Below are 14,878 nucleotides of genomic sequence, written 5' to 3' on the forward strand. Positions count from 1 at the left end.
TTATGGAGTTTTACTCCATCGCATGAGGCGCTACTACCCCCGGCGGGGGCTGCTTTCTGGGTGATGCGGGGCGGGCCGTACACGGCCGACGGGTGATTCGCGAGGCGCCGTCGCGTCGCGCGAGTGAGCGATGCAGCCGGGCATGACGATCATGAGGCCGATGCCGTTGCCCAGTCGGCCGAAGGCGACGCGCTCGACTGTCGAGGAGCACCCTGACCGCCGACGCATTGCTTGCGCATGCCTTCAATATGACCTTTCCTTGACCAGTCTCGCCTAGGGTCAGAAGCTGCAGCTGCGAACCGGGGGGAGACGACAGCGATGGGCGACGGCAAAGTCCCCGGCAAGGTGCTCGACATCAAGACCGCCGACATCAAGGCGGCGGCACCGGCCTTCCATCAGGGGGCCATCGATCTGAGCAAGGCGCTGACCACCCTCATCCAGACCTTGGATGGTCTGGGCGAGCCCTGGGGCCACGACGAGCAGGGCAACGAGTTCGGCAAGGCCTACAAGCCGCAGCAGAAGAAGATCGAGAGCGCCGCGGGCATCCTGGTGCTCGGGCTTACGAGCATTCACGAGGCCATGGTCGACCTGTCCGACGGAACCGTGGACAACGACCAGCTCATCGCCGGCATGTTCACCGAAGTGAAAACCGACAAGCAGAGCGACGGTGCCGGTGAGCGTTGAGGACAAAGCCCGCCACATCCTTCTCAAGCTGGGCCTGTGGTGGCCCGAGGCCGACTCCGGCCAGCTGCGGGAGGCCGCGAAGGCCTGGCGCACCTTCGCCGGGGCCGTCGACGACGTCCGCTCTCCCGTGCACCGCAACGCGTCGTCGATCATCCACCACAACACCGGTGAGTCGATCGAGGCGTTCGACAAGTTCTGGGGCCGCTATGCCAAGGACCAGGACGGCGGCTGGCTCAGTGACCTCGCGAAGTCCTCGCGTGAGATGGCCAAGGCACTCGACAAGTTCGCCGACGCCATCGACGACGCCATCAGCAAGCTCTGGACACAGATCGGCATCGACGCCGCCGTCATCGCGGGCGGAGTGACGCTCGCCTTCTTCACCGCAGGCCTCGCCTCTGGGGCGGCCGTCGCGGCGGCGGACGCGGTCATCGAGTTCGGTGCCACGATGGGCGTCGCGGTCACCACGACGGTGGCGGAGATCGCCGCAGGCACCCTCGTCGCCGCCGCGTTCGGCGGCGTCGAGTCGGTCGCCGTCGACCTCGCCATCGCTCAGCCGCTGAAGATGGCGACGGGGCTGCAGCACGGGTTCAGCCTGGACGAGGTCAACCAGTCCGCCAAGGACGGCATGATCTTCGGCGGCGCGCTGGGAGCGGGCGGCGGCCTGCTGAAGGCGAGCATGGAGGGCGGGCTGAGCGACACGACCCCGCTTCTGCTGCGCCCGCCGTCGCTTCGCCCGGACTTGGTCGATCTGGGCCCGGCGGCCCGCAACGCCGAGCGCACCCCGTGCGTGGGCGAGCCGATCGATGTGGCGACCGGCGCCATGCTGATGACACAGACGGATCTGACCCTGCCGGCCGCTCTCCCCTTCGAGTTCACGCGCACGCACCTGTCGTCCTACCGGGGTGGTGTCTGTTTCGGCCCGACCTGGATATCCACCCTCGACGAATGCCTCCAAATCGACGGTGAGGGCGTCGTGTTCGCTGCGGCGGACGGCATGCGCTTGGTGTATCCGGTGCCGGAACCGGGTGTTGCGACCATGCCGGTGAAGGGCCCCCGGTGGCCCCTGGAGTGGGACGGCAAGCCGGACAGCGCGATGACGGTCACGGACCCGGCGGCGGGCGTGACCCGCACCTTCGCCGCGCCCGTTCCCTCACCCTCCTTCGGCGTGTTCCACCTGGCCCTCGACTCCTGGACGGACCGCAACGGCAACCGCATCGACGTCGAACGCGACGACGAGGGCATCCCGTTCGGCATCCGCCACTCGGGCGGCTACTACGTCGCCGTCGACACCGAGGGCCCGCGCATCACGGCCCTGCGCCTGGTGGACGAGCCACCGTCCCGCTACCGCCCAGGCACCGCGGCCGACGAGGGCACGGTTGTCATGCGCTACGCCTACGACCCGTCCGGCAACCTCACCGAGGTCATCAACTCCAGCGGCGAGCCTCTGCGCTGCACGTACGACACCGAGGGCCGCGTCACCCGCTGGACCGACCGCAACGGCACCTGGTTCGGCTACGTCTACGACGAACGCGGCCGGGTGGTGCGCACCGAGGGCGTCGACGGCATCCTCTCCGGCACCTTGACCTACGACGACACGGCCCGCACGACGACGTACACAGACTCGCAGGGCCATGCCTCGGTCCACCGGTACAACGCCGAGGGGCTGGTGGTGGAGGAGACGGATCCGCTGGGGCATGTCACGTGCACGGAGTGGAACGCGTACGGCGACGAGCCACTGACGGTCACCGACGCCCTGGGTCGCATCACCCGATACGCCTACAACGACGCAGGCAACGTCATCGAACTCACCCTGCCCGACGGCTCGGTGGCCCAGGCTGCATACAACGCGCTCGGCCTGCCGACGGAGGTCGTCGAGCCGGGCGGGGCGGTCTGGCGGCACACGTACGACGAGCGGGGCAACCTGCTGTCGACGGTCGATCCGCTCGGCGCCGAGACACGGTACGCGTACAACGATGCGGGCCGTCCGACGGCGATCACGAATGCCCTCGGCCATACCCGCGCGGTGGTGTACGACGCGGCGGGCCTGCCCCTCGCCCTGACGGACGAACTGGGCCACACGACCACAATCCGCCGTGACCCCTTCGGCCGAGTCATCGAGGTGAAGGACCCTCTCGGCCACGCCACCCGCCTGGGCTGGACGACGGAGGGGAAGCCGTCCTGGCGCGAGCAGCCCGACGGCACGCGTGAGTCATGGACCTGGGACGCCCAGGGCAACCTGCTCACCCATACAGACCCCGCCGGCAACACCACCCACCACACGGTGAGCCATTTCGGTGTGCCAGCCACCCGCACAGACCCGGACGGGGCGCAGTACAAGTTCGTCTACGACACCGAGCTGCGGCTGACGGCCGTCACCAACCCGCAGAGCCTGGTCTGGTCGTACACCTACGACGAAGCGGGCCGGCTGACCGCGGAGACGGACTTCAACGGCCGCACCCTCACGTACACGCACAGTGCCGACGGGCGGCTGGCTGCCCGCACCAACGGCGCCGGAGAGACGCTGCGCTTCGCGAGGGACCCGCTCGGACGGGTCGTGGAGCAGCACTCGGACGCCGGTGATGTCACGACGTTCGTCTACGGCCCCGACGGCGGGCTGTACCGTGCGGCCAACGCGGACGCCGAGGTCGTGCTGGAGCGAGACATGCTCGGCCGGACGCTCTCCGAGGCCGTGAACGGCCTCACGACCACCCATGTCCACGATGTCGTCGGTCGCCGTACCCGACGGGTGACACCTTCGGGGCTGGTCTCCGAGTGGACGTACGACCCGGCAGGACAACCGCTCACTCTGCGGTCGTCCGCGGGTTCGCTGGATTTCGCCCACGACGCCGCGGGCCGCGAGACACAGCGCAACCTCGGTAGGGAGGCGACGCTGGGCCAGACGTGGAACGCCACGGGTCTCCTGACCGCGCAGACCCTGACCGCTGCCGCCCCGGATCGCCTCCTCCAGCACCGGACGTACGCCCACCGAGCAGACGGCTACCTCACCGAGATACGGGAGCTGACGTCTGGCACCCGCCGCTTCGATCTGGACGGCATGGGCCGCGTCACCGGAACGCGTGCCCACGGCTGGAGCGAGACCTACGCGTACGGTCCGGCGGGCAACCTGGTGCACGCCACATCGCCCGCCCATGAGGCTCTCGGCGAGCGCCAGTTCGACGGCACGCTCGTCCGCTCGGCCGGCCGCACGTCGTACGAGTACGATGCCGAGGGCCGTCTCGTCCGCCGGACCCGCAAGCTGCTGAACGGCCAGACCCGCACCTGGACCTACACCTGGAACGCCGAGGACCGCCTCACGGGGGCGACCGCCCCGGATGGCAGCCGGTGGCGGTACGCGTACGACCCGCTTGGCCGCCGCGTCTCCAAGCACCGCGTGACCGACGACGGTTCCGCGGCCGACCGTACGGACTTCGTCTGGGACGGCCTTTGTCTGGCCGAGCAGACCGCGCCGGACGGCCGGGTCACCACCTGGGACCATGCGCCGGACGGTCCCCGCCCGGTCGCCCAGACGGACCACAGGCCGACCGCGCCGGACGCCAACACGTCGTTCCTGGCGCAACTGGCACAGGAGTCGGATCCCGGACACGACGCCCGGTTCCACGCCGTCGTCAGCGACTCGATCGGCACGCCCACGGAACTGGTCGCCTCGACCGGGGAACTGGTCTGGCAGCGCCGTACCAGCCTGTGGGGTACCCAGATCCCGGCCCCGGAACAGGACGCGTCGCCGGTCGACTGCCCGCTGCGGTTCCCGGGCCAGTACGCGGATGCCGAGACCGGCCTGCACTACAACGTGCACCGGTACTACGACCCCGAGACGGCGCGGTACATCAGCGCGGACCCGCTGGGGCTGCTCCCGGCACCCGATCACCACGCCTACGTGCCGAACCCGCTGGGCTGGAGCGACCACCTCGGCCTCGCCGGGAAGGGGCCGAAGGGGCCCTCGAACCCGCTGAACTTCGGGCAGGGGTACACAGGCCGGAGCGACCCCTTCCCTGTGAGCAACAAGGGAATGGACGTGGAAATCCACGTCTACGACAAGTCCATGCGCGAAGTCGGGCTGTTCAACAGCCAGGGATGGTTCAATAAGCATGGCATCAAAGCCTCGGAAGTCGAGGTCCCGCCCAGCGTGGAGAACGCCATCAAGGGGCGGATGATCTACGAGCTGCGGAAAGTCGGCCGTATCGGCCCCAAGGGGACCGAGGACATCACCGGAGACAAATGGAGGCGACCGCCTCTCGCCGCGGAAGGTTGCAAATGAAGTACGTCACGGCCGTCTGGGACGATGGCGGGTTCTTCGTGGACCCGAGGGCTTATCTGGCCGAACTCCCCAAGCTCCGCGACCAATTGCCGGCTGGGGCCTGGGCCTTCGCGTCCGATCCGGCGCATTACGCTTTGGGGCACGGCAACAGTCACTGTGTCAAGGATCTGGAGTTGTCCGGTATTCAGGTGGCCACCGACAAAAGCGGGGGGCTGACTCTGGAATTCGCTCCCAATCAGTGGAAGCACGACTCCGGGCTGCGCATCAGCTATTCAGGCGTGACGCACTTCTCCATCGACTATGAGCACGCCATCGACTGGATGCTGGTCGACACCGTGCTCCTCGACGAGATCCTCCCGGACGAGGACGGCGGCTGCGTGCACGAGATCGCGCTCACCGACGCGTCGATCACCGTCCGCTGTGCGGACCTGCAAGCCATATGGGGAGACGCGAGCTGAGCCCGGCAGCCTTCGACCGACACGGGCGACCAGGGCGTGCTGGAAGGGTCACTCGAGCCGCTCCACACCGACATGTGCGTGGTCTATGGCCCCACCGACGAGGACACCGTCGAGATTGCCGAGGCACTGGCGCGAATCCGCATCACCCTGGACGGTACTCACCGGGAAGGACCGGGGGCCGGCCGGCCATACGGAGCGCGCCTCGCCCGCCGACTGGTGTCGTACGGCTCGACGCGTGGGGCCGACCTCACACGTCCGCTGACGGGGCGATGCTTTGTCGCCCCCAAGAGGTGCGCGTGCTCACCGCTTCGTCGACCGCAGCTGGCCTCAGCGGACTCCCCAGCCCCTCGTTTCCAAGGGTTCGTGAAAGCCCTATGGGAACGTCATGGGAACGGAAGGCCGAGTAAAGGCGGGGAACGATCAGGCAAGGGCGGAAGGCTGCACCCCGCTGACCGGTAGGGACGGTGAAGCCGGGGAGAGATCATCACAGACAGGGGACATCATAGGCCCTCTCCTAAAGCGGGTGTCGCAGGTTCGAATCCTGCCGGGGGCACCAGCGCAAAGGCCCCGGACCGATCATGGTCCGGGGCCTTTGACATCTACTTCTGACATCAACGGGGACGGTCACCGGCGATCGGGGCGCCTCTTCCGCAGCAGCCGATCCATGTGGCTCATGGCCTCGCGCTGGGTGTCCTGGACGACGTGGGTGTAGACGTCCATGGTGATGCTGATCTGAGAGTGGCCCAGGATCTCCATCACGACGCGGGGCGCTACTCCGGCCGCCGTGAGGAGCGTGGCCGTGCCGTGCCGGGCGTTCACGGTGAGCGAAGCCCGGTTCTGCCGGGAGGATCGGGAGGCCACGGCTGATCTGAAAGACGCATCCCGCCAGGGACTTCGACTTCGACGACGGCGACGAACTCACCCGGCGACTGCCCTGACAGGCTGCTCTGTACGATCACCGAATACTGGGCGCTGATCCGCCTGTCCTGTGCGGAGATCAGCAAGTGGTGCCCTGTCCGGATAGTTGAGGGAGTCGGCGGGTGTCCGCTTTGGACTTCTACGCTCACGTCGCCGTTTGCGGTGAGGTCCTGGGAGTTGGCCTCGGTGCCGACCCGGAAGCCTGGGAAGCCGCCCTGGGGGCGACATGCCTCGATGTTCCCGGTGGTGGCCTACTGCGGCGGGACTACGGGCTCGTGGAAATCAATTTCTCGCCGGACCAGCCAGGGCGGCAAGGGCAGATGTCGTGCTTCGGCTTCGGCGTGAAGATCCAGCGACTGCTGTACGACCAGTCCCCGACCACCGTGCCGTCCCCGCTCTCGCGGGAATACGGGGAATTCGCACCCAGAGTCCCCTTCAAGGAACTGCAGATCGCCATCCTGGCCCTGGGCCACACGATCGAACTCGACAAGCACAACACGTCGAGTGACATGGACTGCTACCGCGTATCCGCGTCCGCCGCCCGCATCCACGTCGTCGCTGACCCTGACCCGTATGGGTCAGGCGACCCGGCTCCAGACGGACATCAGAGGGGCGACGTCTGGTCCGTCGACGTGTGGTGACCAGCTGGCGACCTCCCAGCAGCGTCCGTGGTATTTCTTCGCTACGAGGAGCGCCGGGCAACGATCACCTGCGCGGCGGGCAACGATCTGAAGAGCGCGCGCCACCCAGCTGATCAGCCACACTCAAGCCCCCCGTGCCGCATCCAACCGGCTAGCCCGCAGGCCAATGTGGGTTCGGCATGCCGTCATCGCTCATGTGCGCCCGCTGCCAGATCCCTTTCCAGTTGAACGGCGTCTCCGGGACGAACCGGTGCCGCTGCCCGCACGGACATGGTGCCAGCACCCACGCGCACCCACGGCACAGCTCCACCCAGCCGTGCCCGGTCGAGTTTGACACCAGCGGTCTCTCGTCCCCGCAGGCGGGGCAGCCGGGGAGGTCGGCGCCGTCCAGAATCGCATTCTGTCGCCGGACGTACTCAGGCAGCCGCAGCGACGGATGGTGAAACGGGTCTTCGTACCAGGCGCGGTTCGGGCCCTCCCACCAGCTCCGCAGCCACCACGGTCGCGGGTTCACTACAGCCCGCCGCCCCGCCCGCTTCTCCGCCCGGCGTTGCGCGGTGTACTCCTCCGCTCGCGCGAGCCACAGCACCCGCGCCTCATGCAGTTCCTCCACCGCCCGCACCAGAGCGTCCGGGTCCGCCTCCAGCCGCCGGGGGATCGCGGCGCTGAGCGTGAGGTGGTGGTACGTCGCCCGGAATCCGTACGGAGCAAAGAGGGTGATGCAGGTCCGCAGTGCGCTGTGCCGGCGGCGGAGGGGGAGACTGGCGTCGTGCACGTGCGCTCGGTGGGTCAGGAAGCTGGTCATTGTGTGGGTGCCAGGTCCAGTGCCCGTGCCAGGGCAGCAGTGACGGCGGCGGCGTGTGCCGGCAGGTGTTGTTCAGCCCAGGTTCCGGCAAGGCTGAGGAAGTCCTGCAAATCCTGCTGGGCGCCCGCGACGAGCCTGCGTGCCTGGTCTACCGGCAGCTCGATCACCGGGCTGCCGTCCGTCCCGTAAGCGTCGAACGTCAGCCGGACGATGTCGCCAACGCGTTCGGCCACCGACGACGGATCGTGGCCGAAGTAGGAGCAGCCGGTGCCGTCGAGCACCTCCAGCCAGTCCCGCCAGGTGTCCAGGCCGTTGCAGCAGCCCGGCTCGACGAAGACGGTGTCGGTGGCATTCTCGGTCACCCGGAACCCTCCGGCGGCGAACAGATCAGGCATGGTGAGCAGCCCGTGCAGGAATGTGCCGAGCGGGTCGGTCGGGCACGGCCCGTGCTCCTCCTCCGGCTCGAAGTCGTTGCAGTCGGCGATCTGCATAACCGCCGTGCCGACCTCCGCCGGAGTGAGCTTCCCGTTCAGCACGAGGTAGCCATACGATTCCTGCTCGCCAACCGGCCAGAGCGCGAAGTCGTCGGCGGCGGAGATCTCCAGAACGGGTTGCATCACAATCACATGGGGATGATGCCGGACCCACTGCTACACCGCCACGGGCTTTCAGCTGGCATCGGGCTCGGAGCGGGCCCGCTACCTGGGCAGTTTCGCGGTGCGCTCCGGGCAGGCGGCGCCGACATAGCGCATGGCGGTCTGCGCGGAGATCCCGAAAAGCCGCATCAGCTTGAGGGGATCACCGGTGGCAAACGCCTCGTTGAGCATGCGGTCCTGCCGCAGGCCGACGAGCGTGACGTTCTTGGGGAGGGTTCTGCGAAGCAATGTTCTGCTGACCACCGGATGATCTGGGTCGAGGGCGGTCTTCTGGCTGACGAGAAGGTAGGGGTTCGCCGATGCCGGCCAGCGGTGGTGGCGATAGGCGAGCCACTCGCTGGCGAGTCGGTGGGTGAATTCCTCCAGGTAGAGGGTGTGCCGCAGCAAGCCGCGGCGGACTTCGAGAGTGCCGCGAGCAAGGTTGGTGGGGCCCCAAGGGCGGAGCCATCGTCCAGCGCACCCGCAACAAGTACTGGTTCTACGGGCCCACCACATGGTGGACGTCCTACACGTGGGCGGGTGCAGAGAACTGGTACTGGTTCGCGTCGAAACACTCAAGGAGAACCAAGCTCCTCGACAACGTGTGGAAGCTGGAGAAGGCGGATGTCCTCCAGGCCGACTGGAATCGCAACAACAACGTCGACCACTCGATGATCGTCACGAAGAAGTACCGGGGCATGCCGTATCTGACGTACCACACCGGCGACACCCACAACAAAAGCCTGAGCAAGCTCCTCTCGGACCACCCGCGTACCTGCTGGTACGCGCACCGCACGTGACAGGCTGCTGCCCCCTCACAGGAGATATATAGGAGTGTGCTGTGAAACGTCGACGGCTTCTGGCCGTGGCGGCCGCCCTGGTTGTCGCAACCGGTTGCTCATCCAACGACAGCGATGAGGCCACCCCTGGAAATTCGGAATCCTCACCATCGAGTTCGGCAACCTCCGACGGGGCACGCAAGGCCGTCGAAGCCTACGTGCAGGCTCTGAACTCCCGGAGCGCGAAGGCACTGATCGAAGTCGGCGGCGTAAAGGACGAGGAGTGGTCCAGGAAGGAGGCCGCACAGATCCTCGCCGACCGAGGTGGCCGGGGATGGAAGATCAAGGACCTGCAGATCGACCACGACATGGGCCCGGACACCGGATCCGCCCACCTCGTGGCCGAAGACAAGGCCGGCAAGTCCCTGAACGACACCTTCACCGTGACGCGGGAGAAGAGCACCTGGCACCTCGTGGTCTTCACGCACCAGTCGCCTGAACCGGGCAAGGATCCCGCTTCAACCGACAAGGCCCATAGCTGAAGGCTCCGTTGACGTCGGTCAGCACCCTTGGCCGGGTGCAGACCGACCAGGGCGTCTGGCTCCTCCCTGCGCGGGGCCACTGGTTCAGGGAGCGGCCATCGGAGGAGACGATGACCGAGGATCTCTGTGACGCAGCTCAGTCGTCGATGTCGCCCATGACATCGGCTGCCAAGGCGACGGCATCCGCGTCAGGCACCCGGTCACGTCGCCCTGGTCCGTGCTTGCCGTAGAGCACGCGATCCGCCAGCCGTTCCCGGGCCACGGCCGGCGCCTTCTGACCCCAGGTGTAGGAGTCGCTGTTGCAGAACTGATGGGCCAGGGCGATGTTGTCCAGAGTGTCCGTACCACCCGCCGTGATCTCGACGAGGTGATGGACGCTCGGGGAGCAAGGATGCGGCGGCCTGAACGCGAGGTCCACCGCGCTGTGGCAGATCACGCAGCGCCATCCGTCACGGTCCCCTATCTGTGCCATGGTGTAGACGTCGCGTGGGCCGTTCTCTCGTATGCGCTGTGCACGTCGACGATTCTGCCGCCGTTTGATCGCTCTGTGACGCTCTGCCTTCCTCTCCTCCTCGGTGAGGCTGGACCATCGGTCCTGATCGAGCACGTCGAACGTCCACCGACCGGGGCGTCCCCCGCTGACCTCGACGACAGGGAGGCGCCCCTTGCGGTTCCGCTTGTCCTCTTGCGCGGTGCTGGGGCGTTGTTCGTTCACGAGTCTCATTCTGCGCGTGTCACCGTGATCACGCACCGGTACAGCGTCAAGTCCACTCGGACCGGAGACGTTCAAGCACTGCCCGTCAACACCCCGAGCATGCCCCCCATCACGCCGACGCACCGGGCAACTCCGAGATCCCCGACAGAGTCAAGCTCAGCTGTGGACTGTCTGGTTGATTCCGTCCTTGTCGGTGATGCTGACGGAAACGCGCCACCGCGTCCGCTTGTCGACCTCGATCTTGACCGTACCGCCGAACTTCCGGCCGTCCAGGTCTTTCGCCTTCATCGAGGCACCGTAGGTGGCGCTGTCGTCACACACTTCGGTCCCGGCGCGCAGCGCTGTCCCATTACTGACCTTCAGACCACCCGAGGGACCGAGACAGTCATACCGCACGGACAATGCGGCAATCCGGTCCGCGGCCACGGGCAGCTTCACCGTCCCCGGACCCAGCCGGCCCGGTTTCTTGGCGCCCTTATCAGGATTGTCCGGATCGGACACCAGCGCCGCCTTCGACGTACTCGGCGAAGGCGGCGTACTCTTCCCGCCGCTGCACCCGGACACCGCAGCGGCGGACACCACCAGCAGAACGATCCCTGCGCTGCGCATCAGCTTTTCCCGTGCCACGTCTCGCGGCCCTTGTAGACCAGCCGCGCCGATCCCTTGCGCAGCACCTTGGTTTTGCAGTTGGGCTCGGTCTGGTTGTAGTTCCACTTCGTGTACCTGACCTTCACCCCGGCGTGCAGGTAGCCGTGCCTCATCGTCTTGGGCACCGTCCACGACCACGTGTAGGTGGTGCTGTTCGTCCACTGCCAGGCGAAGTGGTAGTCGAACTCAGCCGACGCCTTGACGAACACCACCTTGGCTTCGCCGGAGATCGCCCCGCCGACCGTCGACGTCGTCGTCTTCCCCTTGTGGAAGGTGATGCTGATCGTCGTGCCGCTGTCGCCGCCGGAACGGGGCTCCATGTCCCTGTAATACGTGTAGCTGCCCGAGAAGTCGTAGCCCTTGTCGGGCGGGCATATCATCGGATGGGCCGTCCCGGCACTGGCGGGTACAGCACCTACAGCGGCAAGTGCGGTGACGGCGCAGCCGACTGCGACGATCTTGGGTATGGAACGCACGTGTTTCCCCCGTGTTTCTCTGGATGAAAGCGGCTCCGTCGACCGCCAGGATTTGACCCTAGGGAGCAACTCCCCCTCTTGTCATGGTAGTTGAGTGAAACGTGAGGTTCAGGTCACCTCACCTCGATCTTTCGTGATGGTCCGTCGGTTTGTCCGGCGGGCCGTTTCGGCTGTTTGGGCTGGTGACGGGTAGGGCGGTTGCCCGGCTGTCACGTCGGGTGGGCGCCGGGTTCCACGCCTCCGGTTTGGATGGTGCTGCTCACAGGGACGGGAACGGGCTGGTCAGCCGGGGTTCGGGAGAGCTTCGAGCCGTGCCAGGGCATCGGCGATCACGTCGCTCCGGGGCCAGTGGCGTGCGAACCGCAGGTGCCGGCGGCAGGCGGTGGTGACGAGCTGGGCGGCAGCGGAGAACAGGCAAAGACGCAGGCGGCGGGGCTCCCACCTGCGGTGTGCTCGACGCGGGCGCGAACTCGTTTGTGGGAGCGGTTGTGTTCCTCCCTCCAGACGGGGAGTTCCTCGCCCCTTCGTCCGTCGGTGCGGGATGACGAGTCCGGTGCCCTGGTAGCCGTGACTGGATGTTACGGAGTTACGCGGGAGTTCGTGGCGAATCAGACGGATATCAGTCGGGAGGCGCATGGGTGGGATGCGAGCGGGTGCCGCCCTGATAGGTGCGGCACCAGTGTTTATGGAGGCGGCGACCGAGGCCCATCCAGTAGCGGTGGCCGGACAGTGTTCGTGGGGACTCCGTCTCAGTTTCCGTCGCGCTCAGCCCCGTTCACGGCCGTTCAGGCGAGACTCGCTGCCCTCCACGCACCGGCGACCAGCCACGCATGAACGCCGGTGAACGCGCCTGCACTCACGCCTCCGAGTCACCGACAGACTGGGAAAGCGTGTGGGCCCGCACGGAAGCTCGGCCCCAGGACACCGCCGGTCGAGGCGGCTAGGTTGAGGACGTGGACGAGGAAGCGATCACCATCCGACTCACACGCGATCAAGCGTTCGTACTGTCGGACTGGCTCTACCAAGTCATGTTCCGGTCCGACGACCTTGAGGGGATCGTGCACGACCGAGCCGTCTGGTCGCCGATCTACGCGATCTCAGGAACGCTGGACAAGACGCTGAGCGAGATCTTCATACGCGGCTACGGCCCGCAGCTTGAAGCGGCCAAGGAGCGCCTCCGCGCCAACCTGTACGGCGAAGCCGACCAGTCGACAGCACCAGCCGACGACGAGACCGCGCACCACAAGCGCACAAGATAGGGCGGGGAATCGCGGGGAACCACGGTGAACCAACCTAGCCGTCTCCTACAGGTGGAGCTACGCGAGCGGGTGCTGGCCGCCTTCGAACGCCGCCACGGCCCGGACCGATCTTGGTCCGGGCCGTTTTGACGGCAGCGGTTGACGGCAGCACGACCGAGTTCACCGATCAGAGGGCCGCTGCCGTCACCGACGGGGTGCCGACGGACAGCGACCACCCGCTCGTCCGGTTCACCTGCGACACGCCCCCCCTCACGCAGCTGGGACCTGCGGCGGGTCGGCGGGAACATCGGCTGAAGGGCGTGGTGCCTGCTCAGGCGGTGGCCCGTTCCGCGGGGATCCACAGCGTCGCGTCCGCCTGCGTCGCGTCGTGCGACAGCCTCACCCGCAGGATCTCGGGTCCCGGCCTGCTCTGGTACGGGTTCGACGGGAACCACTGCGTGAACACGTCCCGCCACAGGTACTGGAGCGCCTGCGGGAAGGGGCCGGAGTTCTCGAAGACGGCCCACGTCCCGGCGGGGACGGCAAGGACGTCCATGTCCTCGGGTGCTTCGGCGCACGTCACCACGGCGTGGTAGTAGTCGAGTTCGGTTCCCTCCGCCCGGCTGGGATCGAGCAGGTCGGTCACCGCGACGATGCCCGCCGGCTCCTGGTCGGACAGCGCCGTGATACGCCCCAGCGTCTCGGGGTCGATGCCCCGGACGAACTCGGCGATCGCCGGGTTGACCCCCTCATGGACGAGCGGGACGCGGGCCTTCTTGCCGACCACACGGAACTCGTCCTTGTCCACGATCCTGTATCGCATACTGCTGCTCCCTTCGATGATGAGCCGGAAGGACATCCGGGGCTGGGAGTGCAGAGCCGCGCCGGTCCGCCGGGCCTCGCCCGGACCCACGCCGTGGACGGCCCGGAACGCACGGGCGAAGGCTTCTCCCGAGCTGTAGCCGTAGCGCACGGCGATGTCCAGCAGCGTCCGTTCACCGGCGAGCACTTCGGCGCCCGCCACGGTCAGCCGTCTGCGGCGTATGTACTCCGACAGGGGGATGCCTGCCAGCGCGGAGAACAGCCGGCGGAAGTGATACTCCGACGTGACTGCGATGCGCGCGAGATCGGCCGCGTCGATCGGCTGATCGAGGTGCGACTCGACGTGATCGATGGCCTGGTTCAGCCGCTCCAGCATCCCGGTCCCCTTCCCTTTCGCTCACTCACGTTAGGAAGGCACCACCTTGCCGGACCCGACATCCTGTGCCCGGCGCGGTCGGTCCCGGCGCTGCGTCAGTGGTCGGCGCGGACGATCGTCCAGGGGCGCATCAGGTCGTCGTCCTCGGGTTCGAGGAGGTGGCAGTGGTGGATGTACGTCGCCGGGAGCTCGGCGCCGCTGTTCGGAATCGACGCGATCGGTTTCGTCGGCGGGATGAATGGCCAGGAGGAGATTCCTTCGCTCGAACATCGTCTCCGGCCTCCCGTCGCCCCACATGACGTTCGGTGAGGCAGGAAGAAATGAGGACTCCCGCAGCGCACAGAACCGATTCGATAAGCACTCGTCGAGACGATCACAGCGGTAATCGGGCGGGAATCGAATGGGAAATTTCTTGTTACCGCCGGTCCGAATTACGGTGCAGGGCTTCCAACGAGTGAACCCGGTGCTCGGTGTGTAGCGGTGAGGGGGACCGCGGGAAGGGGTTTTCGTGCATCGGACCAGCAACGGGCAGGAAGCATCCCCATGGCGAAGTTCCTCATCCAGGCCAGTTACACGCCCGAGGGCACGAAGGGCTTGCTCAAGGAGGGCGCGAGTGGACGTCGTGCCGCCGTCGAACGGGTCGTCGGCGACCTCGGCGGGAAGGTCGAGGCCATGTACTACGCCTTCGGGGAGGACGACCTGGTGTGCATCCTCGACTTTCCCGATCCGGTGTCCATGGCCGCCGTGAGCCTCACCGTCAAGGCCAGCGGTGCCCTCCGCACTCGTGCCACCCCGCTCCTCACCGTCGAGGAGATCGACGAGGCCACCCGCCGGAAGGTGCCCTTCCGCGCTCCCGGGGCGTGAG

General features: G+C 67.1%; 14 protein-coding genes and 4 pseudogenes. 8 read left to right on the forward strand and 10 right to left on the reverse strand.

Features of this window, described 5'->3' with window-relative positions:
• The first annotated feature begins 318 nt into the window (after window positions 1-318).
• The 3 genes from ACIHEJ_RS18795 to ACIHEJ_RS18805 are packed head-to-tail and all read left to right on the forward strand — an operon-like array spanning window position 319 to window position 5,418.
• A complete protein-coding gene (locus ACIHEJ_RS18795; RefSeq protein WP_400136658.1) occupies window positions 319-684 on the forward strand; it encodes a hypothetical protein in 366 nt (121 codons plus the stop codon).
• A complete protein-coding gene (locus tag ACIHEJ_RS18800) occupies window positions 674-4,960 on the forward strand; it encodes a DUF6531 domain-containing protein (RefSeq protein ID WP_400136661.1) in 4,287 nt (1,428 codons plus the stop codon). Before ACIHEJ_RS18795 ends, ACIHEJ_RS18800 begins: the two co-directional genes overlap by 11 nt.
• Window positions 4,957-5,418: a hypothetical protein gene (locus tag ACIHEJ_RS18805; protein ID WP_400136664.1), complete on the forward strand. Its 462-nt coding sequence runs from the start codon at window positions 4,957-4,959 to the stop codon at window positions 5,416-5,418. The genes ACIHEJ_RS18800 and ACIHEJ_RS18805 overlap by 4 nt, the downstream gene beginning before the upstream one ends.
• A gap of 624 nt (window positions 5,419-6,042) precedes the next feature.
• On the opposite strand, the pseudogene ACIHEJ_RS18810 reads toward ACIHEJ_RS18805, so the two are convergent.
• Window positions 6,043-6,234: pseudogene (locus ACIHEJ_RS18810) on the reverse strand (tyrosine-type recombinase/integrase); the annotation flags it as partial.
• A 224-nt stretch (window positions 6,235-6,458) separates the two neighbouring features.
• Between ACIHEJ_RS18810 and ACIHEJ_RS18815 the strand changes: the two are divergent.
• Window positions 6,459-6,977 (forward strand): hypothetical protein, encoded by a 519-nt coding sequence (locus ACIHEJ_RS18815; RefSeq protein WP_400136665.1) that lies wholly within the window; start codon window positions 6,459-6,461, stop codon window positions 6,975-6,977.
• 151 nt (window positions 6,978-7,128) lie between these two features.
• Here ACIHEJ_RS18815 and ACIHEJ_RS18820 read toward each other — a convergent pair whose 3' ends face one another.
• From ACIHEJ_RS18820 to ACIHEJ_RS18830, 3 genes and pseudogenes are all read right to left on the reverse strand, one after another.
• Entirely contained in the window at window positions 7,129-7,752 is a 624-nt protein-coding gene (locus ACIHEJ_RS18820; protein WP_400136667.1) for a hypothetical protein, read from the reverse strand.
• A gap of 26 nt (window positions 7,753-7,778) precedes the next feature.
• Window positions 7,779-8,399 (reverse strand): hypothetical protein, encoded by a 621-nt coding sequence (locus ACIHEJ_RS18825; protein WP_400137500.1) that lies wholly within the window; start codon window positions 8,397-8,399, stop codon window positions 7,779-7,781.
• Window positions 8,400-8,480: 81 nt separating this feature from the next.
• A pseudogene (locus tag ACIHEJ_RS18830) lies at window positions 8,481-8,861 on the reverse strand (hypothetical protein); the annotation flags it as partial.
• A gap of 23 nt (window positions 8,862-8,884) precedes the next feature.
• On the opposite strand from ACIHEJ_RS18830, the gene ACIHEJ_RS18835 reads away from it, so the two are divergent.
• Both ACIHEJ_RS18835 and ACIHEJ_RS18840 read left to right on the forward strand, forming a co-directional pair.
• On the forward strand, window positions 8,885-9,217 hold the full coding sequence (locus ACIHEJ_RS18835; protein WP_400137503.1) for an amidase domain-containing protein: 333 nt from the start codon (window positions 8,885-8,887) through the stop codon (window positions 9,215-9,217).
• A gap of 41 nt (window positions 9,218-9,258) precedes the next feature.
• Window positions 9,259-9,738, forward strand: coding sequence for a hypothetical protein (locus ACIHEJ_RS18840; protein ID WP_400136669.1), 480 nt, complete (start codon window positions 9,259-9,261; stop codon window positions 9,736-9,738).
• A 136-nt stretch (window positions 9,739-9,874) separates the two neighbouring features.
• Here ACIHEJ_RS18840 and ACIHEJ_RS18845 read toward each other — a convergent pair whose 3' ends face one another.
• From ACIHEJ_RS18845 to ACIHEJ_RS18865, 5 genes and pseudogenes are all read right to left on the reverse strand, one after another.
• The gene (locus tag ACIHEJ_RS18845) at window positions 9,875-10,453 is read right to left on the reverse strand and encodes an HNH endonuclease (protein WP_400136671.1); all 579 of its coding nucleotides are present in this window, start codon (window positions 10,451-10,453) and stop codon (window positions 9,875-9,877) included.
• Window positions 10,454-10,609: 156 nt separating this feature from the next.
• Window positions 10,610-11,080: a hypothetical protein gene (locus ACIHEJ_RS18850; RefSeq protein ID WP_400136673.1), complete on the reverse strand. Its 471-nt coding sequence runs from the start codon at window positions 11,078-11,080 to the stop codon at window positions 10,610-10,612.
• On the reverse strand, window positions 11,062-11,577 hold the full coding sequence (locus ACIHEJ_RS18855) for a hypothetical protein (RefSeq protein ID WP_400136675.1): 516 nt from the start codon (window positions 11,575-11,577) through the stop codon (window positions 11,062-11,064). The genes ACIHEJ_RS18850 and ACIHEJ_RS18855 overlap by 19 nt, the downstream gene beginning before the upstream one ends.
• Before the next feature lie 282 nt (window positions 11,578-11,859).
• Window positions 11,860-12,024: pseudogene (locus ACIHEJ_RS18860) on the reverse strand (IS1380 family transposase); the annotation flags it as partial.
• A 2-nt stretch (window positions 12,025-12,026) separates the two neighbouring features.
• A pseudogene (locus tag ACIHEJ_RS18865) lies at window positions 12,027-12,144 on the reverse strand (IS5/IS1182 family transposase); the annotation flags it as partial.
• Window positions 12,145-12,530: 386 nt separating this feature from the next.
• On the opposite strand from ACIHEJ_RS18865, the gene ACIHEJ_RS18870 reads away from it, so the two are divergent.
• A complete protein-coding gene (locus ACIHEJ_RS18870) occupies window positions 12,531-12,836 on the forward strand; it encodes a hypothetical protein (RefSeq protein WP_400136677.1) in 306 nt (101 codons plus the stop codon).
• A 310-nt stretch (window positions 12,837-13,146) separates the two neighbouring features.
• On the opposite strand, the gene ACIHEJ_RS18875 is transcribed toward ACIHEJ_RS18870, so the two are convergent.
• Window positions 13,147-14,013: a GyrI-like domain-containing protein gene (locus ACIHEJ_RS18875; protein ID WP_400136679.1), complete on the reverse strand. Its 867-nt coding sequence runs from the start codon at window positions 14,011-14,013 to the stop codon at window positions 13,147-13,149.
• Between the two features lie 543 nt (window positions 14,014-14,556).
• Here ACIHEJ_RS18875 and ACIHEJ_RS18880 point away from each other — a divergent pair.
• The gene (locus tag ACIHEJ_RS18880; RefSeq protein WP_400136681.1) at window positions 14,557-14,877 is read left to right on the forward strand and encodes a GYD domain-containing protein; all 321 of its coding nucleotides are present in this window, start codon (window positions 14,557-14,559) and stop codon (window positions 14,875-14,877) included.
• The last annotated feature ends 1 nt before the right edge of the window (window position 14,878 follow it).

The sequence above is a fragment of the Streptomyces sp. NPDC052301 genome, assembly GCF_044593395.1.
Lineage (GTDB): Bacteria > Actinomycetota > Actinomycetes > Streptomycetales > Streptomycetaceae > Streptomyces.